Origin of the sequence: Bradyrhizobium australafricanum (assembly GCF_020329495.1) — a bacterium.
GTDB classification, from domain to species: Bacteria; Pseudomonadota; Alphaproteobacteria; order Rhizobiales; family Xanthobacteraceae; genus Bradyrhizobium; species Bradyrhizobium australafricanum.
In genome coordinates, this window is record NZ_JAGKJL010000049.1 from 1 (window position 1) to 24,387 (window position 24,387).

The 24,387-nt window shown below is 65.7% G+C and carries 25 protein-coding genes; 11 read left to right on the forward strand and 14 right to left on the reverse strand.

Going from position 1 to position 24,387, the window contains the following annotated elements; all coding sequences use genetic code 11:
• The coding region (locus J6525_RS33015) for a transposase (RefSeq protein ID WP_225645042.1) at positions 1–270 on the forward strand (270 nt) is incomplete at its 5' end.
• A 281-nt stretch (positions 271–551) separates the two neighbouring features.
• On the opposite strand, the gene J6525_RS33020 is transcribed toward J6525_RS33015, so the two are convergent.
• The 5 genes from J6525_RS33020 to hemP form a co-directional block, all read right to left on the reverse strand.
• Positions 552–1,904, reverse strand: coding sequence for an esterase-like activity of phytase family protein (locus J6525_RS33020; protein ID WP_225647824.1), 1,353 nt, complete (start codon positions 1,902–1,904; stop codon positions 552–554).
• Positions 1,905–2,012: 108 nt separating this feature from the next.
• On the reverse strand, positions 2,013–2,816 hold the full coding sequence (locus J6525_RS33025) for a heme ABC transporter ATP-binding protein (protein WP_225647825.1): 804 nt from the start codon (positions 2,814–2,816) through the stop codon (positions 2,013–2,015).
• Complete coding sequence (locus J6525_RS33030; protein ID WP_225647826.1) at positions 2,813–3,913, reverse strand: FecCD family ABC transporter permease; 1,101 nt, start codon at positions 3,911–3,913, stop codon at positions 2,813–2,815. Before J6525_RS33030 ends, J6525_RS33025 begins: the two co-directional genes overlap by 4 nt.
• Positions 3,910–4,860 carry a heme/hemin ABC transporter substrate-binding protein gene (locus tag J6525_RS33035; RefSeq protein WP_225647827.1) on the reverse strand — a complete coding sequence of 317 codons (951 nt, stop codon included), beginning with the start codon at positions 4,858–4,860 and terminating at the stop codon, positions 3,910–3,912. Before J6525_RS33035 ends, J6525_RS33030 begins: the two co-directional genes overlap by 4 nt.
• Before the next feature lie 8 nt (positions 4,861–4,868).
• Positions 4,869–5,075: a hemin uptake protein HemP gene (gene hemP / locus J6525_RS33040; RefSeq protein ID WP_092085183.1), complete on the reverse strand. Its 207-nt coding sequence runs from the start codon at positions 5,073–5,075 to the stop codon at positions 4,869–4,871.
• A gap of 251 nt (positions 5,076–5,326) precedes the next feature.
• Between hemP and J6525_RS33045 the strand changes: the two genes are divergently transcribed.
• From J6525_RS33045 to J6525_RS33070, 6 genes are all read left to right on the forward strand, one after another.
• Entirely contained in the window at positions 5,327–7,669 is a 2,343-nt protein-coding gene (locus J6525_RS33045) for a TonB-dependent hemoglobin/transferrin/lactoferrin family receptor (RefSeq protein ID WP_225647828.1), read from the forward strand.
• Between the two features lie 147 nt (positions 7,670–7,816).
• Entirely contained in the window at positions 7,817–8,149 is a 333-nt protein-coding gene (hmuQ, locus tag J6525_RS33050) for a heme-degrading protein HmuQ (protein WP_021080657.1), read from the forward strand.
• Positions 8,150–8,196: 47 nt separating this feature from the next.
• The gene (gene hutX, locus J6525_RS33055; RefSeq protein WP_249796251.1) at positions 8,197–8,670 is read left to right on the forward strand and encodes a heme utilization cystosolic carrier protein HutX; all 474 of its coding nucleotides are present in this window, start codon (positions 8,197–8,199) and stop codon (positions 8,668–8,670) included.
• A gap of 58 nt (positions 8,671–8,728) precedes the next feature.
• Entirely contained in the window at positions 8,729–9,481 is a 753-nt protein-coding gene (exbB, locus tag J6525_RS33060) for a tonB-system energizer ExbB (protein ID WP_225647863.1), read from the forward strand.
• Between the two features lie 3 nt (positions 9,482–9,484).
• Positions 9,485–9,931, forward strand: a complete 447-nt coding sequence (gene exbD, locus J6525_RS33065) for a TonB system transport protein ExbD (RefSeq protein ID WP_028333496.1) — start codon at positions 9,485–9,487, stop codon at positions 9,929–9,931.
• Between the two features lie 3 nt (positions 9,932–9,934).
• Complete coding sequence (locus J6525_RS33070; protein ID WP_225647829.1) at positions 9,935–10,756, forward strand: energy transducer TonB family protein; 822 nt, start codon at positions 9,935–9,937, stop codon at positions 10,754–10,756.
• 186 nt (positions 10,757–10,942) lie between these two features.
• On the opposite strand, the gene J6525_RS33075 is transcribed toward J6525_RS33070, so the two are convergent.
• The 4 genes from J6525_RS33075 to J6525_RS33090 all read right to left on the reverse strand — a co-directional run bounded on the left by J6525_RS33075 (position 10,943) and on the right by J6525_RS33090 (position 15,450).
• Entirely contained in the window at positions 10,943–11,785 is an 843-nt protein-coding gene (locus tag J6525_RS33075) for a carbohydrate ABC transporter permease (protein WP_016840579.1), read from the reverse strand.
• 46 nt (positions 11,786–11,831) lie between these two features.
• Positions 11,832–12,788 (reverse strand): carbohydrate ABC transporter permease, encoded by a 957-nt coding sequence (locus J6525_RS33080; protein WP_026193343.1) that lies wholly within the window; start codon positions 12,786–12,788, stop codon positions 11,832–11,834.
• 128 nt (positions 12,789–12,916) lie between these two features.
• A complete protein-coding gene (locus J6525_RS33085) occupies positions 12,917–14,263 on the reverse strand; it encodes an ABC transporter substrate-binding protein (protein ID WP_057015596.1) in 1,347 nt (448 codons plus the stop codon).
• A 143-nt stretch (positions 14,264–14,406) separates the two neighbouring features.
• Entirely contained in the window at positions 14,407–15,450 is a 1,044-nt protein-coding gene (locus tag J6525_RS33090; RefSeq protein WP_225647830.1) for a C-terminal binding protein, read from the reverse strand.
• A 277-nt stretch (positions 15,451–15,727) separates the two neighbouring features.
• On the opposite strand from J6525_RS33090, the gene J6525_RS33095 reads away from it, so the two are divergent.
• Complete coding sequence (locus J6525_RS33095; protein WP_225647831.1) at positions 15,728–17,413, forward strand: methyl-accepting chemotaxis protein; 1,686 nt, start codon at positions 15,728–15,730, stop codon at positions 17,411–17,413.
• Between the two features lie 211 nt (positions 17,414–17,624).
• Here the strand turns inward: J6525_RS33095 and J6525_RS33100 are convergent, their stop codons facing one another.
• Positions 17,625–18,596 carry a Bug family tripartite tricarboxylate transporter substrate binding protein gene (locus J6525_RS33100; protein ID WP_376708588.1) on the reverse strand — a complete coding sequence of 324 codons (972 nt, stop codon included), beginning with the start codon at positions 18,594–18,596 and terminating at the stop codon, positions 17,625–17,627.
• Positions 18,597–18,859: 263 nt separating this feature from the next.
• Complete coding sequence (locus tag J6525_RS33105) at positions 18,860–19,243, reverse strand: nuclear transport factor 2 family protein (RefSeq protein WP_225647832.1); 384 nt, start codon at positions 19,241–19,243, stop codon at positions 18,860–18,862.
• A gap of 135 nt (positions 19,244–19,378) precedes the next feature.
• Here J6525_RS33105 and J6525_RS33110 point away from each other — a divergent pair, with 135 nt between their 5' ends.
• Complete coding sequence (locus tag J6525_RS33110; RefSeq protein WP_225647833.1) at positions 19,379–20,335, forward strand: LysR family transcriptional regulator; 957 nt, start codon at positions 19,379–19,381, stop codon at positions 20,333–20,335.
• Position 20,336: 1 nt separating this feature from the next.
• Here the strand turns inward: J6525_RS33110 and J6525_RS33115 are convergent, their stop codons facing one another.
• Positions 20,337–21,299 carry a DMT family transporter gene (locus J6525_RS33115; RefSeq protein WP_225647834.1) on the reverse strand — a complete coding sequence of 321 codons (963 nt, stop codon included), beginning with the start codon at positions 21,297–21,299 and terminating at the stop codon, positions 20,337–20,339.
• Between the two features lie 230 nt (positions 21,300–21,529).
• Entirely contained in the window at positions 21,530–22,375 is an 846-nt protein-coding gene (locus tag J6525_RS33120) for a metal-dependent phosphohydrolase (protein WP_092085207.1), read from the reverse strand.
• Between the two features lie 115 nt (positions 22,376–22,490).
• Between J6525_RS33120 and J6525_RS33125 the strand changes: the two genes are divergently transcribed.
• Positions 22,491–22,898, forward strand: coding sequence for a DUF1330 domain-containing protein (locus J6525_RS33125; protein WP_225647835.1), 408 nt, complete (start codon positions 22,491–22,493; stop codon positions 22,896–22,898).
• Between the two features lie 305 nt (positions 22,899–23,203).
• On the opposite strand, the gene J6525_RS33130 is transcribed toward J6525_RS33125, so the two are convergent.
• On the reverse strand, positions 23,204–23,827 hold the full coding sequence (locus J6525_RS33130; RefSeq protein WP_225647836.1) for a TetR/AcrR family transcriptional regulator: 624 nt from the start codon (positions 23,825–23,827) through the stop codon (positions 23,204–23,206).
• Positions 23,828–23,902: 75 nt separating this feature from the next.
• Between J6525_RS33130 and J6525_RS33135 the strand changes: the two genes are divergently transcribed.
• Positions 23,903–24,307 carry a hypothetical protein gene (locus tag J6525_RS33135; protein ID WP_225647837.1) on the forward strand — a complete coding sequence of 135 codons (405 nt, stop codon included), beginning with the start codon at positions 23,903–23,905 and terminating at the stop codon, positions 24,305–24,307.
• Positions 24,308–24,387: the final 80 nt, after the last annotated feature.

Genomic DNA, 24,387 nt, shown 5'->3' on the forward strand with positions numbered 1-24,387 from the left:
GACCGGGTCTACCGCGGAAATCAACTCCTCGACGCGCTCTCAGACTGCGGTCCATGGACTGTCGAGATCGTCGAGCGGCCTCAAGGCGTCAAAGGCTTCCAGCTTCTGCCGAGGCGGTGGGTGGTTGAACGCACATTCGCTTGGTTCGGCAGATGCCGCCGCCTCGCCAAGGACTTCGAGGCGACGGTGGCAACCGAAGCTGCCTGGCTGCTGATTGCACACATCAGGCTCCTGACCCGCAGACTCGCGGCTGCAGCTAAGGTTGGGTGATTTATGAGTCAGACTCTGAGGAGGCCGCAAAGCGGCCGTCTCGAAGGGCGGCGGCCATTACGGCGTCTTCTTCGCCAGCTGGCAGGTCGCATCAATCGACTTGACCAACCGCCAACCTGTCAGTGATGTGTCCGAACAGGTGTCAGCCATGTCCCCGGACTAAACACTTGAGCGGGGCATCCAGTACGCCGCGGCTTGTCCGTTGAGCTCGGGCGCCTCTGGAATACTGGGTCGCCCGGTCGAGCCGGGCGACGACACTGTTGTGGGTGGCGAGCGCCGCCTCACTTCGCCTTCAGGGAGTCGCCGACCTCGAGCAGTACGAACTCGTCGTCATCGGCCTTGTTCGGGTCGCGGCTCGAGGAGAACGGCAGGTTGTTGTCGTTGCCGACGATGATGTGGGTCTCGTCGACCCGGTCGACATTCTCGATGGTGAAGAACGGGAAGGTGTAGATGCCGTCGTTGAGCGGCTTGCGCGCCTTCTTGTTGGGATCGCGGATCTTCATCAGGTCGATGTAGGCGATCTTGCGCACGGGCTTGCCGACATTGGCATCGGACAGCTCGATCTTGTAGACGCGCTTGAACTTGGCGAGGTCAGGAAAACAGTTCTCGCCGCGCTGGCCTTGCGGGCAGGCCTTGTCGGCGGTGCCTTCGCCATTGTCGCGCTCGATCACGAGGCCCTGGGCCGGATCGATCATGTTGAAGTCGCCGATCGCATTGCCGTTCTGCTCGAACACATACTGCCAGTAGCGCCCGGTGAACTTCTCCGCCGCGACGTCGAATTCCAGGATGCGCGAGGCTTCCTTGCCGTCGACCTTCTCCCAATCCTTCTTGTCGGCATCCCACAGCGGTCCTTCGAGCAGGCCGTAGAGGAACTTGCCGTCCTTGGAGGACGCAAAGCCTTCATAGCCCTTGGAGCGGCGCAGGTTGACATTGGTGTAGCTGGCGCCGGGCGCGCCGGGCGACTGCACCGCCCAATGATCCGGCGAACGCACCGGCTTGCCGTCGGCGACGGTCTCGAACACGGCGAGGATCTTGCCGGTCTTGTCGGCCTTGAGGATGTAGGGCCCGAACTCGTCGCCGATCCAGAAAATGTCGTTGATGATCTGGAAGCCCTCGGTGTCGAAATCGGCGCCGGTCAAATAGCGCTTGGCGGTGTCCTCATGCACGATGCGGAACGGCACCTTCTTGTCGGGATCGTGCAGGAACACGGTCTCCTGACGCTCGATCTTGCCGCTCGCCCAATCGATCTTGTGCCGGTTCAGGTACAGCATCGAGTCCGCCGAGTTGTAGCGCGAGCCCATGCCGTTGTCGGTGATCACCCAGAACGAGCCGTCGGGCATCACCTTGATGCCGGAATGGCCCTGCAGCGGCTGACCCTTGAACGGCAGCGACACGCCGGTCGGCCGCTCATAGGATTTACCCATCACGGTGCCGATGCCGTCAACGCGCTTGCCGGTGGTGTATTTGCCCGAGATCTTCAGATCATCAGGGGCGTCGGCGGGCGCGTCGATGAAGCTCTCGGCCGGCATCACGGCATGTCCCGCCAGCGTCGCCGGGAATTCGCCTTCACCCTGCGCGAACGCCGATGTGGCGAGCAGGATCGAGGCGACGGAGCAGAGCAGGGACAGGCGCATGGTTGATCTCCCAAAGGATAAACGATGCGGTGTTCTCCGAGCCGCCTGTTACAGCCGCCTGACAGTTTTGTGAACCGCGGATGTTGCGGCGGGATAAGGCTTGCGGCGTTACGTCGCCTTGCCCGCCGGCTGCATCGTCTGCGGCAGCAGGAACGGCACGCCACCTCCGGTATAGGCGATCGCAGCGTCGATCTCGAAGATCTCACGCAGCGTCTCGGCCTTCATTGCCGCCGTCCGGTCGCCGTCGACGGCAATGCGTCCCCGATGCAGCAGCAGGACGCGGTCGGCGAACCGCATCGCGAGGTTGAGGTCGTGCAGGATCGCGATCACGGCGGTGCCGCGCGCGGCGCGCCGCCGCGCCGTTTCGACCAGATCGATCTGATGCCGCAGATCGAGGCTCGAGGTTGGCTCGTCCAGCAGCAACAGTCCCGGTCCATGCAGCGCTTCGCCGCAGGCGAGCTGCACCAGCACGCGGGCGAAATGCGCCCGCTGCTGCTCGCCGCCCGACAGCGTCGGCAATTGCCTGAAACGGAAACGCGCGAGCCCGACCTCGTCGAGCGCCGCCTCGACCAGCGCCCGCGCCACGGCACGCGGGCTTTCGCCGGCGCCCATGCTGACGATTTCCTCGACGGTGAACGGGAAGGTGACGCTGACGTGCTGCGACAGCATCGCGCGGTGCTGCGCCAGCGCGCGTGGTCCGTAAGTTTGCAGGTCGCGCTGCCTCAGCCTGATCGCCCCGCGCGACGGACGCAGGTCGCCCGACAGCATCCGCAGCAGGGTCGATTTGCCGGCGCCGTTGGGACCGACGATCGCGACCATCTCGCCGGCACCGATCTGCAGCGACACCGCATCGACCAGCGTCGCGCCGCCGACCGTCATCGATACCGACTGTGCTTCGAGCAGGGCCGTCATAGCGACACCAGCCCGCGCTGCCGCAGCAGCATGGCGAGGAAGAACGGCGCGCCGATCGCTGCCGTCAGGATGCCGATCGGCATTTCCGCGGGTGCCACGATGGTGCGCGCCACGGTGTCGGCGCCGACCAGGAGGATGGCGCCGAGCAGCGCGGAGGCCGGCAGCAGCAGCCGATGCGCGGGCCCGATCACCAGCCGCAACAGATGCGGCACCACGATGCCGACGAAACCGACCACGCCGCAGACCGAGACCGCGACCCCGGTCATCGCCGACACCAGCACGATCGAAATCCGCTTCAGCCGTTCGACGTCGACGCCGCTGTGGAACGCCTCCGCCTCGCCGAGCACCAGCACGTCGAGCCCGCGCGCGATCGAGAGGCAGGCGACCAGCGCGACCGCTAGCACCGGCGCCAGCGCCGTGAGCTTGCTCCAGGTCGCACCGCTGAGCGAGCCGAGCAGCCAGAAGGTGATGTCGCGAAGCTGGCGATCGTCGGCGACGAACACCAGAAGGCCGATGCCGGCATTGGCGATCGCGGCGATCGCAAGCCCGGCCAGCAGGAAGATCGCAATCGATGTCCGGCCGCCGCGGCTGGCGATGCCGTAAAGCACGATGGTCGTGATCAGCGAGCCGGCAAAGGCCGCGATCGGCAGCAGCTGGTGTTGCAGGAAGCGCAGGCTTTCGCCGAGATGGCTGTCGGTGAACACGATCGCCGCCGCCGCGGCAAACGCGCCGCCGGAGGAGACGCCGACCAGCGCGGGGTCGGCGAGGGGATTGCGGAACAGGCCCTGCATGATCGAGCCTGATAAGGCAAGGAGTCCGCCGACCATCGCCGCCGCTGCGATCCGCGGGATGCGGATCGACCACACCACGAGCTGGTCGCGTGCGAGCAGCGGGTTGGCGACACGATCAGCCCATAGCCCGAGCGCTGCCGGAAGCCGCGCCATTGGAATGCCGGCGGCCCCGACCGTCAGGGCGACCAGGGCGGTGCCTGCGAGCGCCGCAAGCAGGCAGAGCAGGGTGAGTGTCGCGGCCGGCCGCAGCGACATGCCGGCGCGCCGTTGTTTCGCACGCCGGCGGCGTTCGGCCAGCACGCTCATTGCCGGCAATTCGCGGTCAGCGCTGCCGGCCTGAAGTTATCGGCCTCCGGCGCCAGCGCCGGATAGAGCTTGACCGAGAGGTCGCGTGCCGCGGCCGCGGTCCGCGGCCCGAAGCCGAGCAGATAAAGGCCTTCCATCGAGATGAAGGCCTTGTTGGCCGCGACCGGCGTCAGCGCGAAGGCCGGATGCGCGAACACGGCCTCCAACGTCAGCGAGTCCTTGCCGCGATCGATCGACAGCACGACATCCGGTTTCGCCGCCACGATGGCCTCGTCATTGACCGGCTTGTAGCCGTCGTAACCGTCGATGGCGTTGACGCCGCCGGCAAGCCGGATGATCTCGTCGGCCGCGGTCTTGTGGCCCGCCGCCATCGCCCGGCCATTCAACAGCGACATCACGAACATCACGCGCACCGGCTTGGTCACCCGAGCACGCAGCGCGCGCAGTTGCGCGAGATCGCTCTCCACCGCCGTGGTCAGGCAGGCGGCGCGCGGATCGGCGCCCATGGCGTGGCCCACCAGTCTGATCTTCTCGACCAGCCCAGCCTCCGAGAACGTCTCCGGCACCAGCACCAGCGGCAACTTGGCCGCCTCGAGCACGTCCATGGTCTCCTTCGGTCCTGAGCCCTGCACCGCGAGCACCAGCGACGGGTGCAGGCCGAGCACGCCCTCCGGCGACAGCTGGCGCATGTAGCCGACGTCGGGCTTCTCGCGCAGCGCAGCCGGCGGGTAGAGGCTGGTCGCATCGACGCCGGCGATGCGGTCCTCGAAGCCGAGGGCATAGAGGATCTCGGTGATCGCGCCGCCGATCGAGACGATGCGCGACGGATTGTCGATCACGACGTCGCGGTCGCGCGCGTCATGCACGGTGATGCCCTCGGCCGTCACGGCTTCGATCGGCAGCAGGCAGGAGAAGGCGAGCAAAGCGAGCGTGCGACAAATTGTCATCGGGGCCGTCACTTGGTGAGGATCAGCTTGTTCTGCGAGGTCAGCCGCAACCGGTAATGTTCTTCGCCGTGCATGATGATGATCTCGCGCTCCGCAGCGAACAGGTCGCGACTGTCGAGACGATTACCGCGCATGATCAGCGTTTTGGCCGCTGCGGATGCAGGGTCGGTCTGCTTTCCGGCTGCGCCGATATTGTCTCCGGAAGCTGCGGACATGTGACGGTGCTGCGCCTGCGAAAATTTTCAAATGGTGTTTGCTTGTATAAGCGGGCGAAGGCGCATTCCAACGGCCGCACTTTACAATCGATATAAACAGCGCCGCCGCATTCTTGACCGTTTTGTTGCCGGCTCGTAACCAATCATCACGCGATGCAGGCGGGTGGCTTGCATCGCGACGTAGCCAGCAAGCCGCTCGTCGGAGCGCACGCCAGCCAAACCAGAAAAGCGATGATCAGGCTGGGGCTAGAATGGCTGACGGGGCTAGGGTTTCGCGCGCCCTGATTTTGGGCGCGTCGGTATTTTCATTTGTGGCAGCACTGCCGGAACGCGGCTTCGCGCAGACCGCCGATCCGTCGGCCGCGCGTCCTTCGACCGAGCGGCTGAAGCAGGCCAAGCGGAAGCCGAAGCCGGCGGCCGAAGCTCAGGCGCCGGCGGCGATGAACGCGCGGGCGCAGATCGGCGCGGTGCCGGTGCAATCGCTCGACACCATCACGGCGGTGGCCTCCAAGACCGAGGAGCGCGCGATCGATGCGCTGGCGCCGGTCAGCTCCGTCACCCTCGAGAAGATCCAGGGCCTGCAGCCGAACCGGCTCTCGGACATATTCTACAACGTGCCCGGTGTCTCGGTTCATGAGCGCGGCGACGATCCGGCGACCGTCATCAATATCCGCGGCTTGCAGGATTTCGGCCGTGTCGCTGTTGTCGTCGACGGCGCGCGGCAGAACTATCAGCGCACCGGCCACAACGCCAACGGCTCGTTCTTCCTCGATCCCGAACTGATCGGCGGCGTCGACGTGGTGCGCGGCCCGACCGCGAACATCTATGGCTCCGGCGCGATCGGCGGCGTGGTCTCGTTCCGCACCAAGGATATCGACGACGTGGTGCGTCCCGGCGAGCGCTGGGGTGTCGACATGTCGGGCTCCTACGGCACCAACACGGACCGCGGCATGGGCTCGGTGTTCGGCGGCGTACGCGTCGATCCGAATGTCGATGTGTTCGGCGGCGCGGTCTATCGCACCCAGAGCAATTACAAGGACGGCGCGGGCACCGAGATCGGCAACACCGGCAACGATATCGCGGCCGGCCTGATGAAGGTGACGTTCCGCCCCGCCGAAGGCCACGAATTCAAGATCGGCGGCATCTTCCAGGACTATCAGTACAATATCGGTCAGCCGAACCGCGGCCCGACCACGACGGCGGCGCCGCTCGCCGCCATCGCGGGCTCCTCGGTCTACGCCTCCGACGCGAAGAACTACACGGGCACCTTGAGCTGGCGATATTCCAAGCCCGACGACATGCTGTTCGACTGGAACATCTCGGTCTACGGCAACCGCACCGACAACGACCAGGTCAAGACCTACAATAACCGCATCACCACGGGCGGCGGGGTCTGCACGCTCGCCAATCCCGGCAACAACATCTCCGGCTGCGTCGGCGACAAGCGCGGCTATTTGCTGGATACGGTTGGTGTCGACGTCAACAACACCTCGCGCTTCAATTTCGGCGACTGGCGCAACGCCGTGACCTACGGCTTCGACGCCTTCCGCGACGATGTCGAGACGTTCGATTCGCGCGGCAATTCCAACATCACGACGCCAGGCGGACAGCGCACGGTGTCCGGCGGCTTCGTGCAGCTGAAGCAGAACTATTCGACCTGGCTCGAGCTGATCAGCGCGGTCCGCTACGATCACTACGAGCTCAATTCGATCAACACCACGACCAGCGGCGACCGGCTATCGCCGAAGATCACGCTCGGCGTCACGCCGGTTGCCGGCTTCACGCCCTATGTCAGCTATGCCGAAGGCTATCGCGCGCCGTCCATCACCGAGACGCTGATCGCGGGCGGCCACGCCACCGGCGGCGGGCCGGCGCTGTTCAACTGCCCCGACGGCACCAGCGGCCTGTTCTGCTTCCTGCCCAATGCAGCGCTGCGGCCGGAGGTCGGCAAGAACAAGGAAGCCGGCATCAACCTGAAATATGACGGCATCTTCACCGCGAACGACTCGTTCCGCGGCAAGGTCAACGTGTTCCGCAACGACGTTGACGGCTATATCGACCTTGTCGCCTCGGCGCCGACCCTGACGCCGTTCGGGCGGTTCAGCCAGTTCTACCAGTACCAGAACATCGCCCACGCCCGCATCGAGGGCTTCGAGCTCGAGACGATGTATGACGCAGGCGACTGGTTCGTCGGCGTCGCCGGCCATCTGATGCGCGGCCGGAACACCCAGACCAATGTCGGGCTCGCCACCATCACGCCGCGCAAGGTGACGACGACGGGCGGCGTGCGCCTGCTCGACCGTTCGCTGATCATTGCTGCGCAATGGTCCTCGTTCGGCGCCAACAACGACCTGCCGGCGGGCTATCTGCCCTCGACCGGCTACGAGCTCGTCAACCTCTATCTGACCTGGAACGCCACTAAGGACATCACCTTCACGGCGTCGGTCGACAACCTCTTGAACCAGTACTACCGGCCTTATGCGATCCCGGGCTCCTCGACCGACGGCACGACGCAGAACGACGTGCTGTTCTCGAGCCCCGGTCCGGGCACCGTCTACAAGGCCGGACTCAGGATTCACCTAGGTGGAGCGTAACGCGAGACGCCGATCATTCCATCCAGGTTGCTCCGGCCGCGCTGGTGCCCCCAGCGCGGCCTTGGCGTATTCCTTGGCGCGTTCATGTTATTAACGAGATCAACCGGCAGGATCCAGGCATCTGCCGTCAAACAGGAGAGAGTTTTCATGTTCATCGCAATGAACCGGTTCCAGGTGATCAAGGGCAAGGAGCAGGCGTTCGAAACGGTCTGGAAGACGCGCGAATCCTATCTCGGCGATCTGCCTGGATTCATCGAGTTTCATCTGGTGAAGGGCCCCGAGGCCGAGGATCACACGCTCTATGCGACCCATACCGTCTGGGCCAGCAAGGCGGCGTTCGAGGACTGGACGAAATCCGATGCGTTCCGCCGCGCCCATTCGCGCGCCGGCAACGAGACCGGCGGCAGCCTCTATCTCGGCCATCCCAAATTCGAGGGCTTTGAGGTGCTGATCACCGAGCGCGCGAAGAGCCCGGCGTGACGGAGGCGGCGGTGCAGAACGCGGAGCTTGCGGGATTGAAGGCCCATATGGCCGACAATCCCGGCGCTGTGATCGAGGACGTCGCGCGTGAGCGCAAGGTGACGCCGCGCGCGGTGCTCGAGGCGCTCCCCGAGAGCATGGTGCGGATCGGCGCCGGTGAATTTGCCGCCGCGATGCAGGACATCGCGGAGTGGGGCGAGGTGACGCTGATCGTGCACACCGATGACGCGATCTTCGAGTTCACCGGCGCCATTCCGAACGGCGAGGTTGGCCGCGGCTATTTCAACCTGATGCAACCGAAGGGGCTGCATGGCCACCTGAGGCACGAGCGCTGCGCGGCGATCGCCTTCGTCGAGCGGCCCTTCATGGGCAAGGTGTCGGCGTTCATCGCCTTCATCAATCGCGACGGCGGCATCATGTTCAAGGTGTTCGTCGGCCGCGACGAGACGCGCGCGCTGCGCGGCGACCAGCTGGCGCGCTTTCACGCGCTGGCGGACCGCGTCGCGCCGCAGGCGGGCTGACACCAACGAAGGACGGGAGGCGATCATGTCGCAGCGTTGGCTTGGGCGAAGCATCTGGATGGCGGCGTCGGCCGGGCTCGGCATGCTGCCGGGCGCGAGCCTTGCCGCATCCGACGCCGCACTGCTGCCGCGCAACCTCTCGCCCTGGGGCATGTTCGAAAGCGCCGACATCGTCGTGAAGGCGGTGATGGTTGGGCTCGCCTTCGCCTCGCTCGTCACCTGGACGGTCTGGCTCGCCAAGACCGTCGAGATCCGCCGCAAGACAGCGCTCGCCCGGCAGCGGATCGGCCTCCTTGAGCGTGACACCCAGCTTGCCGAAGTCGAGCAGGCGAGCCGCGACGGCAACGATGCGGTAGCGCAGATCGTGCAATCGGCCTCGCGCGAGGCTGCGCTGTCCGGCGGGATGTTCGACGACGGCTTCAAGGAGCGCATCGCGCTGCGGCTCGAACGGGTCGAGGCGGCGATGTCGCGGCAGATCGCGCGCGGCACCGGTGTGCTGGCGACGATCGGCGCCACCGCGCCGTTCGTCGGCCTGTTCGGCACGGTGTGGGGCATCATGAATGCCTTCATCGGCATCTCCGAGGCCCACACCACCAATCTCGCGGTGGTCGCGCCCGGCATCGCCGAGGCGCTGCTTGCGACCGCGCTCGGCCTGGTCGCCGCGATCCCGGCGGTCGTGATCTACAATCACCTGACCCGTTCGATCGCGTCCTACCGCGCATTGCTCGGCGACGCCTCCGCCATGGTGATGCTGCTGGTCAGCCGCGAGGGCGATCGCAGCCTGTTCCGGCTGGCACGCGCTGCGGAGTAGGCGATGGGCGCGAAGCTTGGCACTGGCGGCGCATTCGGCGGCCGGCGTCGCGGCGACGACGATCTGGTCGAGGCGCACGAGATCAACGTTACGCCGTTCATCGACGTGATGCTGGTGCTGCTCATCATCTTCATGGTCGCGGCGCCGCTCGCGACCGTCGATCTCGGCGTCGATCTGCCGGCCTCGACCGCCGAGCCGCAGCCGAGGCCGGACAAGCCGGTGTTCGTCACCGTGAAGCCCGATCTCTCCGTCGCGGTCGGCGAGGACGTGATCGCGCGCGAGACGCTGACGTCGACGCTCGATGGCGCCACGCAAGGCAGGAAGGACGAGCGCATCTTCCTGCGCGCCGACAAGGCGGTCAGCTATGGCGATCTGATGGAGGTGATGAACCTGCTGCGCAACGCCGGCTATCTCAAGATCGCGCTGGTCGGCCTCGACGGGCGTAGCTGATCCATGAATGCGTACGCGCTTCATGATGCGGGCGGCGAGATCTGGCTGAGGCGCTGGGGCCTGTCGGCGGCAGCGATGCTGGCGGCGCATGCGGCGCTGCTCGCGCTCGGGATGACATGGGTCTTAGCGCCGCCGCCGGGCGTTGCGGTGCCGGCGGTGCTGGTCGACCTGACGCCGATCACCTCGGCCCCGGACATTTCGGAGACCGAGCTGCCGCCGGGGCCGGCGATGCAGGAGGCCGACGCGTCGCTGCCGGAGCCTGCCGCCGCGCAGACCGTGCCGCAGGAGATCGCGCCGACGCCGATGCAGGAGAAGCCCGACGTCGTCGCACCGCCGGAACAGAAGCAGCAGATCACGCCGCCGCAACCCGAGCCCGCGAAAGTCGTTCCGGAGAGGAAGCCCGAACCGGTCAAGCCGAAGGTGGTTCGTCGGGAAGCAAAGAAGCCGTCCGAGGCAACGCCGGCACCGCGCACCAGCGCGCCGAGCCGTGCCGAACGGCAGGCGCCGGCTGCGTCCGCGATCAGCGCCGGCGCAGCCGCGTCAGCGATCGCGGCCTATAACGCCCGCGTCCGCGCGCATCTGCTGCGCTTCCATTCCTATCCCGCCGGCGGCAACGGCCAGCGCGGCGTGGTCCGCCTCGCGTTCACGCTCGGCCGCGGCGGGCAGGTGCTGTCGAGCCATCTCGGCGGCTCCTCCGGCAATCCGACCTTCGACGCGCGCGCGCTGACGATGGTGCGCCAGGCCCAGCCGTTTCCGGCGTTTCCGTCCGAGATCACGCAGGGCTCGATGGGCTTTTCCGTACCGGTCGCGTTTGTGCCGCGGTAGCGTCAGATTCCTGTTGATCCAGGCCGCGCTTCCTACCCCGTCATCCTGAGGTGCGAGCGGAGCGAGCCTCGAAGGATGAATCGGCCACCGGCGGGGCCGTGCATCCTTCGAGGCTCGCCGAAGAGGCTCGCACCTCAGGATGACGGGGATGGAGTGAGCTCGCCTCGATTTTCCGTCCAGGCCCCGTTACTCCTTCACCGCCCCCGTCAGTGACGACACATAATAGTCGACGAACAGCGAGTAGAACAGCGCGACCGGCAGCGAGCCGAGCAGCGAGCCGGCCATCAGCGCGCCCCACTGGTAGACGTCGCCGGTGACGAGCTCGGTCAGGATCGCGACCGGCACCGTCTTGTTGGCGCCGCTCTGGATGAAGGCGAGCGCGTAGATGAACTCGTTCCAGGACAGCGTGAAGGAGAAGATGCCGGCCGAGATCAGGCCGGGCACCGCGAGCGGCAATGTGATCCGCCACAGGATCTGCAACCGCGTCGCGCCGTCGACCAGCGCGCATTCCTCGAGCTCGTAGGGGATCGACTTGAAATAGCCGATCAACAGCCAGGTGCAGAACGGTACCAGGAAGGTCGGATAGACCAGGATCAGCGCCAGCGGCGAGTCGAACAGCCCGAACTGCACGATCACGGTGGCGAGCGGAATGAACAGGATCGACGGCGGTACCAGATAGGCGAGGTAGATGCCGAGGCCGACATAGGGACTGCCGCGGAAGCGCAGCCGCTCGATCGCGTAGGCGGCGAGCGTCGAGGCGAACAGCGACAGGAAGGTCGAGCCGATCGCGACCAGCATGGTGGTCTTCAGCCAGCGCGGATACGCCGTGTCGAACAACAGATGCTTGATATGCGCGAGCGTCGGCGAGGTGATCCAGAACGGATTGTGCTCCTTGTAGTTCAGCAGCTCCGCGTTCGGTTTGAACGAGGTGACCGCCATCCAGTAGAACGGAAACAGCAGGATCAGGATGAAGCAGGCGAGCGGCAGATAGATCATCACCACGCGGCGGGCGCGGGAGTCCCACGCCATCGTATCGGGCGTGGCGCTGGCGACGTTGGAGGATTGGGCTGCAACGTCAGTCATTGGCTTCTCCCTGCTGCCATTTGCGGCGCGCGAGGCCGAAGTAGCTGAACAATGTTGCGAACACCAGGAACGGGATCATCGAGACGGCGATCGCGGCACCCTCGCCGAGCTCGCCGCCGGCGATGCCGCGCTGGAACGCCAGTGTCGCGAGCAGATGGGTCGAGTTGACCGGGCCGCCGCGGGTGATGGCGTAGACCAGCTGGAAGTCGGTGAAGGTGAAGATGATCGAAAACGTCATCACGATCGCCAGGATCGGCATCATCATCGGGAAGGTGATGTAGCGGAAGCGCTGCCAGGAGGTGGCGCCGTCGAGCATCGCCGCCTCGTAGAGCGAGGGCGAGATGGTCTGCAGCCCTGCCAGTAGCGAGATCGCGACGAACGGGATGCCGCGCCAGATATTGGCGGCGATCAGCGAGAACCGCGCCGGCCAGGGCGAGCCGAGGAAGTCGACATTGCTGTCACGCCAGTGCAGCACGTCGACCAGGAGATAGGAGATGATCGAGAACTGCGGATCGTAGATCCACCAGAATGCCAGCGCGGAGAGCACCGTCGGCACGATCCAAGGCAGCAGCACGATGGCGCGGATCAGGCTCTTGAACGGGAAATGGTTGTTGAGCAGCAGCGCCAGCCAAAAGCCGAGCGCGAACTTTCCGAAAGTTGCGATCGCGGTGTAGAAGATCGAATAGAACACCGCGTTCCACCACAAGGGATCCTTGAGCAGGTACTGGAAGTTCTCAAGTCCGATGTAGATGCCGCGCTGGCCGATCGTGGTGTCGGTGAAGGCGAGCCAGATGCCGAGGCCCAGCGGATAGGTGAGGAACACCAGCAGCAGGCCGATCGCGGGCGCAAGGCACATCACGATCAGGAACGGCTTGTAGTCGAACAGGCGCGCGAGCCAGCCCGGCTGGTGCAGCGCCGCGCCGCGTGAGGGGAGGGTGGTGACAGACATCAGGTTCTTGTCTCGGTCCGACTTCCAGGGGCATTCCGGGATGGTGCGTTAGCACCAGACCCGGAATCTCGAGATTCCGGGTTCGACGCTACGCATCGCCCCGGAATGACAGCGGCTTGAGGTCGATCTTACCGGCCTTGCCGCCGGAAGTACCGCTTGGCGCGCTGTTCGGCTTCCGCGGCGGCGGCCTCGGGCGTTGCGGCGTCGGTCGCGACCGAGGCGCACATCTGCACCAGCACATAGTCGGCGTTGACGGCGCCGGTCGCGGTCGAGATCGGCCCCTTGTAGCCGTTGTAGTACGGGCTCCGCATCGTGTCCTTGAAGATCGCGACCTTGGGGTCGCTCGACCACACCGCCGCGTCGGCATAGGCCGCCAGCGGCTGCGACCAGTAGCCGGAGTTGGCGTTGAGCCACGGCTCGTACTGTTCGTGCTCGAGCATGAACTGCAGGAACGCCTTCGCGGCGTTCGGATACTTGCTGTGCTTGAACACCATTGCGTTCAAGGTCAGGCCGGACATCGGAGAGGTGGGAGCCAACCCCTTGATCAGGAACTGATGCGCGGTGTCGTCGGCGATCGCCTTGGTCGCGGGATCGTTCTTCAGCGAGAAATACAGCGAGACGCCGTTTGCGGTCAGGCCGATCTCCTGCGACGAGTAGGCGCGGTTGTTGGAGACGTCGTTCCAGGACGGGGTTCCGGCGATGAAGGTCGGATAAAGTTCCTTCAGATATTTCAGCGCCGCGATCGTCTCCTTGCTGTTGATGATGATGTTGCCTTCCTCATCGAGCAGCGCGGCGTTGTGCGACCACAACAGCCAGTTAGCGAAGCCGTTGCCGTCGCCGACTGCGTTGCCGAGTGCGAAGCCCGCGGGCTTGCCGGCCGCCTTCAGCTTCTTGCAGAGGTCGAGGAAGCCGGCGTGGTCCTCCGGCACCTTGTCGAAGCCGGCGGCGTTGACCAGCGACTTGCGGTAGACCAGCGGGCCGCCCGAGGCGCCGAACGGCAGGCCGACCCAGCTCTTCGACTTCGAGCGCATGCCGTATCGGCGCGCCAGCGTGAGCCAGCCGCCATAGCGCTTGTCGAGATAATCGGCGACATCGGTCAGCTCGATCAGCTTGTCGATATAGATGTGGGGCGCGTCGCCGAAGCCGATGATGATGTCGGGGCCGGCGCCGGAGTTCGAGGTCACGGCGGTCTGCTGGTTGATGTCCTCCCAGCCGACGAAGTCGACTTTGATCTCGACGCCGGTCTTGTCGGTGAATTTCTTGGCATTGGCGCGGAACACGTCCTCGTCGGCCTGGACGAAGCGCACCGGCCGCAGCATGCGCAAGGTGGCGTCCTTTTCGATCGGCAGCGACGGCGCCGCCACGTCGGCTGCCTTCACCTTCGACGCCTCCTGCGCCGATGCGCCGGTGACCGCCAGCGCCGCCGCGGAGGCCCCCAGCACCAGCGCGTCGCGACGCGTGATCTCGTACTTCATGTCGTTCGCACTCCCGTTCTTATTGTTTCGTTGTTGTTTTTCCTTCCCGGCGTTTGGCCGCCGGTGAAGATGTCTTGGTCTCGGCGCCAGCCGCGCAAAGGGCCCGCAAGAGACGGGCCCCGCACGAAAAACGCATTCCCGCCCTAGCTGTTCGGACCGCGATCCATGCTGACGGGCTGCCAGCGGCGCAACGCGGTGTTTTGCAGCACCGACGGGTTGACGCAGCTTACCGGCCACATGCCTTGCAGCACTAGTGACAATTCGTAGCCCACCCGGCGCTTGCGTGCCTCGTCAAAACGTGCCGACGCCGAGGCGACATGGGCGGTCAAGGTAACATTGTCCATCCCGAGCATCGGATTGTTGTGCGACGGCGGCTCCCTTTCCAGCACGTCGAGCGCGGCGTGGGCGATCCAGCCCTCCTGCAGCGCCTTGATCAGCGATTCCTCGTCGACCGTGGCGCCGCGGCCGGTATTGATGAAGATCGCCGACTTTTTCATCTGGCGAAAATGCTTCTCGGTCAGCATGTGGTGCACTTCGGGCCGCGCCGGGGCGTGCATCGAGACGAAATCCGACTGCGACAGCACCTCCGACAGCGTCGAGGGGACCACGCCGTGGTCGTACATCAGGGTTTCCTGGATGAAGGGATCGTAGGCCACCATCCTGAGGCCGAACGGCGCGGCGCGCTTGGCGACCGCACGCGCGACCCGGCCGAACGAGATGAAGCCGAGCGTCTGGCCCATCAGCCGCGGAATCTTCAAAAGCGCCGGGCGGCCCTCGGCCCAGCGGCCGGTGCGCACCATCTTGTCCTGCTCGATCAGGCGGCGGAAGCCGGCGAGCAGCAGCATCATGGCGTGGTCGGCGACCTCCTCGATGAAGGTGTCGGGGATGTTGGTGACAGGAATGCCGCGGGCGGTCGCGGCCTTGACGTCGACCGAGTCGACGCCGACGCTGCCGAGCGTGATCACCCTGCAGTTCTCGAGCGCGTCGATCACCGCCTTGGTGATCGGCATGCCCTTGGCATAGATCGCGTCCGCGGTGCGTGCCGCGGCGATGAATTCGGCCTCATTGGCCGGCGCCTCGATGATCTCGGCGCCGATCGGATCGAGCGCCTCGCGCTCATAATCGTAGCCGCCGCCGGCGACCGTGAAGCTCGCGCCCTTCGGCGTGACCACCCTGAATTTCGACATTGTCTGCTCCCGATGTGAGTCTGCTGTTCTTGCTTCTTGCTGGTTTGCTTCTTGATCTTGCTTCTTCTTGCTTCTTGGAGCGCGGCTGGGGTCGCCGCCTTCCCATGCTTGTACGCGAGCCGCGCTGTTCTCTCCACAATTGCCGGTTGGTCCGCGGCCTGATTCTCCGGGCTTCTACGGGGAACCTCCGTAACCATCAGGTAAAGGGTCTCACATTACGGTGCGCGGAATCAATCCGCCAATCGCGTCGCGTTCCCCGCCTCTTCTGGAGACCCCCGTGAAGCTGTCAAATCTGAAGATCACCCCCAAGCTCGGCATTCTGGTGGGGGTGACCCTCCTTGGCCTGTGCACGGCCGGCATCCTCGCCGGTCACTTGATGCAGCGGGAGATGCTGAATGCGCGCATCGACCAGGCCAAGGCCATCGTCGAGATGGCGAAGAACATGGCGGCGGGCCTGAAGAAGGATGTCGATGCCGGCAAGCTGACCAGGGAAGCGGCACTGGCCGAGTTCGGCAAGCGTGCCAACACCCTGACCTACGACAACGGCGCCGGCTATCTGTTCGGCACCGACTACAGCGGCATCACGGTGCTGGCGCCCGATCCGAAGCAGGTCGGAACCAATCGCATGGACGTCGTGACCAATGGTCGCAAGCTCTCGCAGGAACTGATGGACGGCGTGAAGGCCAAGGGCGAGATCCTGCTGTTCTATGACTATGTGAAGCCCGGCCAGGAGACGCCGATCCGCAAGCTCGGCTATGCCGTCGCGGTCCCCGGCTTTGATATGTATCTCGGCACCGGCGCCTATCTCGACGATATCGATGCCAAGATGCGGCCGATTGCCTGGCTGCTCGGCCTCGCGATCCTCGGCATCGGGGTCGTTTCCGGCTCGGTCGCCTGGCTGATCGGCCGCAGCATCTCCCGTCCGCTCAACCTGCTCGGCGCCCGCATGCGCGACATCGCCGACGGCAAGCTCGACGGTGACATCCCGGGCGTCGGCCGCGGTGACGAGGTCGGCGGAATGGCGGCCACGGTTCAGGTCTTCAAGGACAACGCGGTTCGCATCCGCGGCCTGGAACAGGCCGAGGCCGAGACCAAATCACGCGCGGAGGCCGAGCGCCGTGGTGCGATGGAGAATATCGCCAACGATTTCGAGCGCAGCGTGAACGGCATCGTCCGCACGGTGGCCTCCGCCGCCGCCGGCATGCAGACCACGGCGCAGTCGATGACCGCGACCGCAAGCGACGCCAGCGCGCGGGCCGCGACCGTCGGCGCCGCGTCCGACAGCGCCTCCAACAATGTCGGCACCGTCGCCGCCGCCGCCGAGGAGCTCTCCAGCTCGGTTGCGGAGATCTCCCGCCAGGTGGCGCGCTCCAGCGAGGTCGCGAGCCAGGCGGTGGCAGACGCCGAGCGCACCAACGCGACCGTGCAGGCGCTCTCCACCGGCGCCGAGAAGATCGGCGAGGTGGTCAAGCTGATCCACTCGATCGCAGCCCAAACCAACCTGCTCGCGCTCAACGCCACGATCGAGGCGGCACGCGCCGGCGAATCCGGCCGCGGTTTCGCGGTGGTCGCCTCCGAAGTGAAGGCGCTGGCCAACCAGACCGCGAAGGCGACCGAGGAGATCTCGGCGCAGGTCGCCGCGATGCAGGCTTCCACCGGCGAGGCGGTGACCTCGATCGGCGGCATCACAGCGACCATCGCGCAGATGAGCGAGATCACCGCCTCGATCTCGACCGCGATCGACCAGCAGGGCGATGCGACGCGCGAGATCGCGCGCAACATCCAGCAGGTCGCGGCCGGCTCGAGCGAGATCTCCGCCCATATCGGCGGCGTCACGTCAGCGGCCGCCGCCACCGGCACCGCGGCCGGCGACGTGCTGTCGAATGCCCGCGAGCTCGACACGCAATCGGGCATGCTGCGCAATGCGGTCGACGAGTTCCTGCAGAAGGTGCGCGCGGCGTAAGCGAGCCGCGTAGGGTGGGTAGCGACGCTACGCCACCCTACGATTCCGCATCGCCCGTCATCCTGAGGAGCGCGCTCTTGCGCGCGTCTCGAAGGATGCACGGCCACCAGTGGGGCCGTCGATCCTTCGAGACGGCCGCGCTGCGGCCTTCTCAGGATGACGGAGTTGGCAGACTTCGTCGCGTCGCTTCGCTCGCAATGACGGGTGTCTTCTACTGCTTCTCGATCCTGGCGTCGGCGATCAGCTTTTCCCACAGCACGAGCTGCTCCTTGAGGAATGCCTCGAACTCCTCGGGCGTGCCGGAGAATGCCTCCATGCCGCGCTCGGCGAGCTGGCTCTTGATGTCCGGCCGCTCGACGATCTTGCGGATCTCCGCATTCAGCCTGACCACGACGTCCTTCGGCATGTTGGCGGGACCGAGATAGCCCTGCCAGGAGGTGATGTCGAAGCCCTTCACGGTGTCGTCCATCGTCGGCAGGTCCGGCAGCAGCGCCGACTTCCGCTTGGTGGTGACGGCGAGCGGCTTCAGCACCTTGGCGTTGACGTGCGGCAGCCCGGTCGGCACGTCGATGAACATCATCGAGATGCGCCCGGCAATGACGTCGGTCAGTGCCGGCGGTGAACTTTTGTAGGGCACATGCAGCAGGTCGATGCCGGCGAGGCGCGCGAAGGTCGCGCCGGAGACGCTCGCCGATGACGACCCGCTGGCGTAGCTGTACTTGCCCGGCTCCTTCTTGGCGAGCGCGATCAGCTCGGCGACCGAGTTCGCCGGGATGTCCGGATGGATCACCAGCATGAAGGGCAGGTCACCGGTGCGCGCGATCGGCGTGAAATCCTTGATCGGATCGTAGTTCATGGTCTTGAGCAGATACGGATTGGCCGAGTGCGTCGTGTTCGTGGTGACGAACAGCGTGTAGCCGTCGGGGGCGGAGCGGGCGACATAGTTCGCCGCGATCGAGCCGTTGGCGCCGGCCCGGTTGTCGATCACCATGCCGACGCCGAGCGCAACGCCGAGCTCCTTGGAGATCAGCCGCGTCGTGGTGTCGGTGCCGCTGCCGGCGGCAAACGGCAGCACCAGCGTGATGTTGCGGGTGGGATAGGTCTGGGCAAGTGCCGCCCCGGATATCGCCGCAAGCGCGGCGGCGGCCGCAGCCGCCGGGCAGCAATATCGTCTCAATCCCATGACCATGTCGTCGTCCCCCGCGCAGGGCCTGAACAGGCCCATTGCGGCCGAAGCTAACCCGGCCGCCATGGCTGCGGAAGCCGTGCCGGGAGCAGCCTTTCGCCGCATGGCCACTCCCGGGCCGTCGCAGGGGCACGCTGCCAAAAATATCGAAAACAACCCCATGCAAAGGAGCCGGTGGCGGCCCGCCCGACCAGACAACTTGACACGTCGGGCAAATCAGTGGCATTATTCCGATAGTCAGAAATCTGGCGTGGGGGCCGCTACGATCCCGCCGGGAAGACCTGCGCGACGTGAAACGCCTTGGTGGTGATGAGCCACCGGCCGTCGATGCGATGAAACACCAGATGATCGATGAAGCCGGTTTGGCCGGCCCTGACGCGCACCTTGGCGATGGCCAGATCGGACGCGGTCTGGTCGATGCTGATGATGGCCTCCTCGCGCGGCGATTTCATCGACGCCGGCGAGGGACGGCTGCGGATGAAGTCGCGGAATTCTGAGGCCGACCGCACCGTGTGCTTGCCGTCCCGGATGCCGTGCACGATGCAGGCATCAGAGAAGACGTCGCAGAACCGGCTATCGTCGACGTCATACATCAGGTTGAAATATCCATCGATCGCGGATGCGATGGCCTCGATGTCGCTCATTGCAAAATCTCCCTAGCGGTTGATGTGGCGGTGGCCGCACCGGATCGAACCGGTGATCTGCGCCGACAGTGGCCGATATGGTGGCGGAGTGCTACGACTAGGCGGTCATCTCTTGGATGACTGAGAGGCATCGGCATGGACGAAGTTGATGGTCGGCTGGTTGGCGGCCTGGTGGTCCTCGCGGCGCTGGCGGATGCGCGCAGTTTTGGCCGGGCCGCCGAACGGCTCGGCATGACGCAATCCGGGGTCAGCAAGGCGATCGCGAAGCTCGAGGCGCGCCTCGATGCCAGGCTGGTTCACCGCACGAGCCGCGCCGTCGAGCTCACCGAGGAAGGACGCGCGCTGTACGAGCGGGTTGCCGCGCATCTGGCCGGGATCGGCGAGGCGGCGGCGGAGACCTCGAAATCGCGCGATGCGGTTCGCGGCAGGCTGCGGGTCAATGTCGACCCGTTGTTCTCCCGCATGGTGCTGTCGCCGAAGCTGAGCGAGTTCCTGCTGCAGAATCCAGGCATGGAGCTGCGTATCGAGACCCGCGACCGGATCGCGGATCTGGTCAGCGACGGTTTTGATCTGGCGGTGCGTTTCGGCGAGCCGGTGCCGTCGGCGCTGATTGCGCGCCGCGTACTCGATACGCGCGTCCTCACCGTGGCCTCGCCGATCTATCTCGAACGACACGGCCGGCCGCTTGATCCGCGGGAGCTGGCAAGCCGCGACCATCAGTGCATCCATGCAATCGACGCGTCGACCGGGCGTCCCTTCGATTGGGAGTTTCGGCGCGGCAACGAGGTCGTGCCGGTCGCGGTCAACGGGCGGCTCACCGTGACCGATTCAGGAACCAAGCTCGGCGCTTGCCTGGCCGGCTTCGGCATCGCGCAGGTGATCGATCTCGGCCTCGACGATCACCTGAGGAGCGGCGCGCTGATCGAGCTGTTTCCGGACTGGCCCGACGAACGTTTTCCGCTCTACGTCTACTACGCCTCGCGTAACCACGTGCCGGCCAAGGTGAGGCGGTTTATCGACTTCATCACGGAAACGCTGGCGGCAAAGTCGCATTCGCCACGCAAATCCGCCGGCTTGCGCAAGGTAGGCTAGACTAGTGCTTCGCCGACGTCTTGGCCGATCCTTGCCGCGAGGCGATGATGACGCCGGCGAGCACCAGCGCGTAGCCGATCAGATGGAACGGCGCGAGCGTCTCGCCGAGCAGCAGGATTGCCATCGCCGAGCCGAACACCGGCACCAGATGGAAGAACGGCGCGGCGCGGTTCGGGCCGATCAGCGCGACGCCGCGGTTGAAGAACAGATAGGCGAGCGTGGACGGGAAGATCAGCACATAGGCGAGCGTTGCGCCGGTCAGCAAGTCGAACTTCAGCGTCACGCCGTTGGCGAACTCCCAGGCCGCCACCGGCAGCAGCATCAGCGCACCGCAGCAGGTGGTGAACGAGATCAGCGAGAGCTGGTGGATTTTCGGCCGCCGCGGGATCAGCGCCGAATAGAGCCCGAACGACACCAGCGAGGCGCCGAACATGATGTCGCCGCGGTTGAAGCTGATGCCGGCGAGCGCGGAGAAGTCGCCGCGCAGGATGATGGTCAGCACGCCGGCCAGCGAGATCGCGATGCCGGCCAGTTGCGCCGGCGTCAGCCGCACGCCGAACAGGATCAGTGACCACAGCGCCACGAACAGCGGCCCCGCCGACTGGATCAAGAGCGCGTTGAGCGCCTCGGTATACTGCATCGCCCAGTAGGAGATCGCGTTGTTGAACGCGAAGCCGACCGCGGACAGCAGCAGCATCAGCGGCAGGGCGCCGCGCAGCTTCGGCCAGTCCTGCTTCAGATGCGGCCAGGCGAACGGCAACAGGATCAGGAAGACGCCGAACCAGCGGATCGTGGTCAGCGTGACCGGCGGCACATGGCTGCCGACATGCCGCGCCAGCACGATGTTGGCGGCCCAGAACAGCGACGTCAGGCTGAGCAGCAGATAGGGCTGATTATTGAGCCAGTTGAGCGGCGAGCGGCGTGGCGTTGTGGCAGGTGCGGGCAAAGCGCGAAGGTCGGTCATTATTTGATGGATGTTGTGCCCGAATCCGGCACGGCGACAAGACGAAAGTGCGGATTGGAGCCATGCGTGGTCACACCGGTTGTTGTTCGCAGCGCTACGGCAGCTCAATTCCGTCATCCTGAGGAGCGCGTCTCGAAGGATGCACGGCCCGGCTGTGGCCGATTCATCCTTCGAGGCTCGCTCCGCTCGCACCTCAGGATGACGGGGATGGGTCTTCGTCGGCCCGCCGCCTATTTCTGCGGCCCCGACAGCGAGATGTCGCGCTCGGCGCGAAACACGTTGCTGTAGAGATTGGCGATCCATTGCCGTCCGCTCGAGGTGATGTTGAGGTAGCGGATCGCCTTCTGCACATGCGGGGCGACGCTGTCCCAGTAGAAGCGCGGATAGCGGTCGACGAGATCGGCCGGCGAATCGTAGCCGAGCTGGCGGTTCAGTCCGGCCTCCTCGAATTCGATGTACAGCGCGTTGGCCTTGCGGATGTAGTGGGGATCGCCGAGCTGGCCGATCAAATCGGCGGCCCGCAGCAGGGTGGCCTCTTCACCGAAATCCTCGTCGTCATCAGGGGCGCTCAGCGGAAAGCGGGTGCCTTCGATGGCACGCACAATGCGCTCCTTGTCGAGCAGGGTGACGCCCTTGAGCCGCTCCATCACGAAGATCTTGGAGCGGTCGACGTGGTAGGACATCAGCGCCGCATCCGACGAGCCGCGCGGCAGGATGATCTTGCGACCATCGGCATCGACCAGATAGCCGTCCTGGCCGTCGGCCTCGAACAGCCCGCGCACATAGCCGATGTCATGGGTGAGGCAGGCGATGATGACATGGGCATAATCCTCGGCGCTCATATGCGAGTGCAGCGCGCGGCCGCGCAGGATGTCGTGGCCGGCCAGCGTCACCAGCATGGTGTGCTCGACATTGTGATAGAGCGCGTCGCTGTTGCCGATGCATTCGAGCGCGATCCGGGCGATCGAGGGCACCATTTCCACCAGCTGGGTCTGCGAAGAGCCGAACCGGCGCTGCATGTACTCGCCGAGGAACTTGCCGAGCGCGTCGGCCGCTAGTTCTGGAAGGGTCATCACGGCCTTGACCTCCGAGAGCTGACCTGAGCTTACGGCTCGGCGGTATTTCAGGCTAGTCCCGCGATGTGACATAATCGTTGCGGCTAGACCGATGTGCCTTGGGCGGGAGCGGGTGATGGGTGTCGATCTCTTGAACGTCAAAGGCCTGAACGAGCTGGACCGCGAGGCGCCGGTCGTGATGGTCAATCTGATGCGGTTTCGCGCGCGGTCGCTCGACGGCGACGGCTCGGGCTGGGATGCCTATTTGCGCTACAGCGCGCTCACCGTCCCGATGATCAAGGCGCGCGGCGGCACGCTGCTGTGGACCGGCAGCGCCGAGACTGTCGCCCTCGGCGAGCCGGCCGGCCAGCGCTGGGATTATCTCGCGCTGGTCTACTACCCGAGCGTCGCCGCCTTCATCGACATGATGACCTCGGCCGACTACGAAGACCGCTGCGACCCGCATCGCCGCAACGGCTGCGAGGAGCACGTCATAATCGCGACGCGCGAGGCCTACAGCAAGTTCAAGTCTACCGAGCGCTGACCCCGTCACCCTGAGGTGGTCGCTTCTTCAGCGGCCCTCGAAGGGCGACGGCCCGACTGTGGCCGATTCATCCTTCGAGGCTCGCCCAGCGGCGCAATTGCGTCGCAAGGCTCGCGCCTCAGGATGACGGGGTGAGAATTGTAGCGAGCGGCCTCCCCCCGCCGTCGTCCTGGCGAAAGCCAGGACCCATAACCACCGAATTCGATTGAGCGTGCGATGGTGGCCCCAGCCTCGCACAACAACAAGCGGTTGGGGTAATGGGTCCTGGCATTCGCCAGGACGACGCTGAATACATGCACATTCTCTCAGGATGACGGGTCTGAAAGCGGCGCGAGCGGCTTCAATGCCGCGTGGCAGGCGCTCTGCACGACACGGCAGACATCATCGCTCGACCGCCCCGCGCTCAGCGACGCGAAGGTCGGATAGCTCGTCAGCGCGAAGATCAGGTCGACGGCGTCGCTGCGCGCCTGCTGTGATGCGCTCTTGCCCGCGATGCGGTCGATCAATGCGGTGACGCCGCGGCGGCGGCGCTCGTTGCGCTCGCGCACGGCCTCGGCGAATTCGGGATCGGTCGCCATCGCGTCATGCAGCCGGCCGACCGCGGAATCCCGGCTCCAGAATCCGCAGAAGATCTCCACCATCCGGTCGAGCGCGGCGCGCGGATCGGCCATCGTCATGGCGTCGGCGAGCTGGTGCAGCCCGCCATGGCGCGCGATCTCGTCGAACACCGCCTCGAGCAGCCCGCGCCGCGAGCCGAACTGGTTGTAGACCGTCAGCCGGGTCACGCCCGCCGCCTTGGCCACCGTATCCAGCGAGAAGCGGGCGATGCTCTCGTCGCGCAATGTGCGCGAGGCGGCCTCGATCACGCGCTCGCGGGTTTCGGCGGCGGCGGCGCTGCGCGCCGGGCTCACATAGCTGCGCGGCGGCATCGGTTTGCCTTGCTTTCGTCAGATTGACTATACATTATGTATATCTAATTTCCAAGGCCCATCTGGAGCGACATCATGCAGACCGCCCTCATCATAGCGCTGTCCCTTCACGTCCTGTCATCGGTGTTTTGGGCCGGCTCGAGCTTCACCCTGGCGCGCACCGGTGGCCTCGGCGGCGAAAAGCTGCTGCTTCCGCAAATCGGCGCCGCGACGGTCGCGATCGTGACCGGCGCCACGCTCTGGCGCCTGGTCCATGAAGGCTCGTTCGGGCTGTCGGAGCAGATTCTGGCCGGTGGCGCGATCGCAGCGCTGGCTGCGATCGCCGTGCAGGTCATCGTCGGCGGCGGCGCGGTCCGGCAGCTGCGCAGCAGCGCAGACGATACGTCAGCCGCGCGCGCGCGGCTGGCGGTTGCCCAGCGCATCGCCGCCGGGCTGCTCGCGATCACCGCGCTGTGCATGGGCGCGGCGCGCTATGCGTGATGGTTTCTTACCTCTCCCGCTTGCGGGGGTCGAGACGAGCGAAGCTCGCTCTTAGGTCGCTGTGCCCGAAGGGCGCAGCG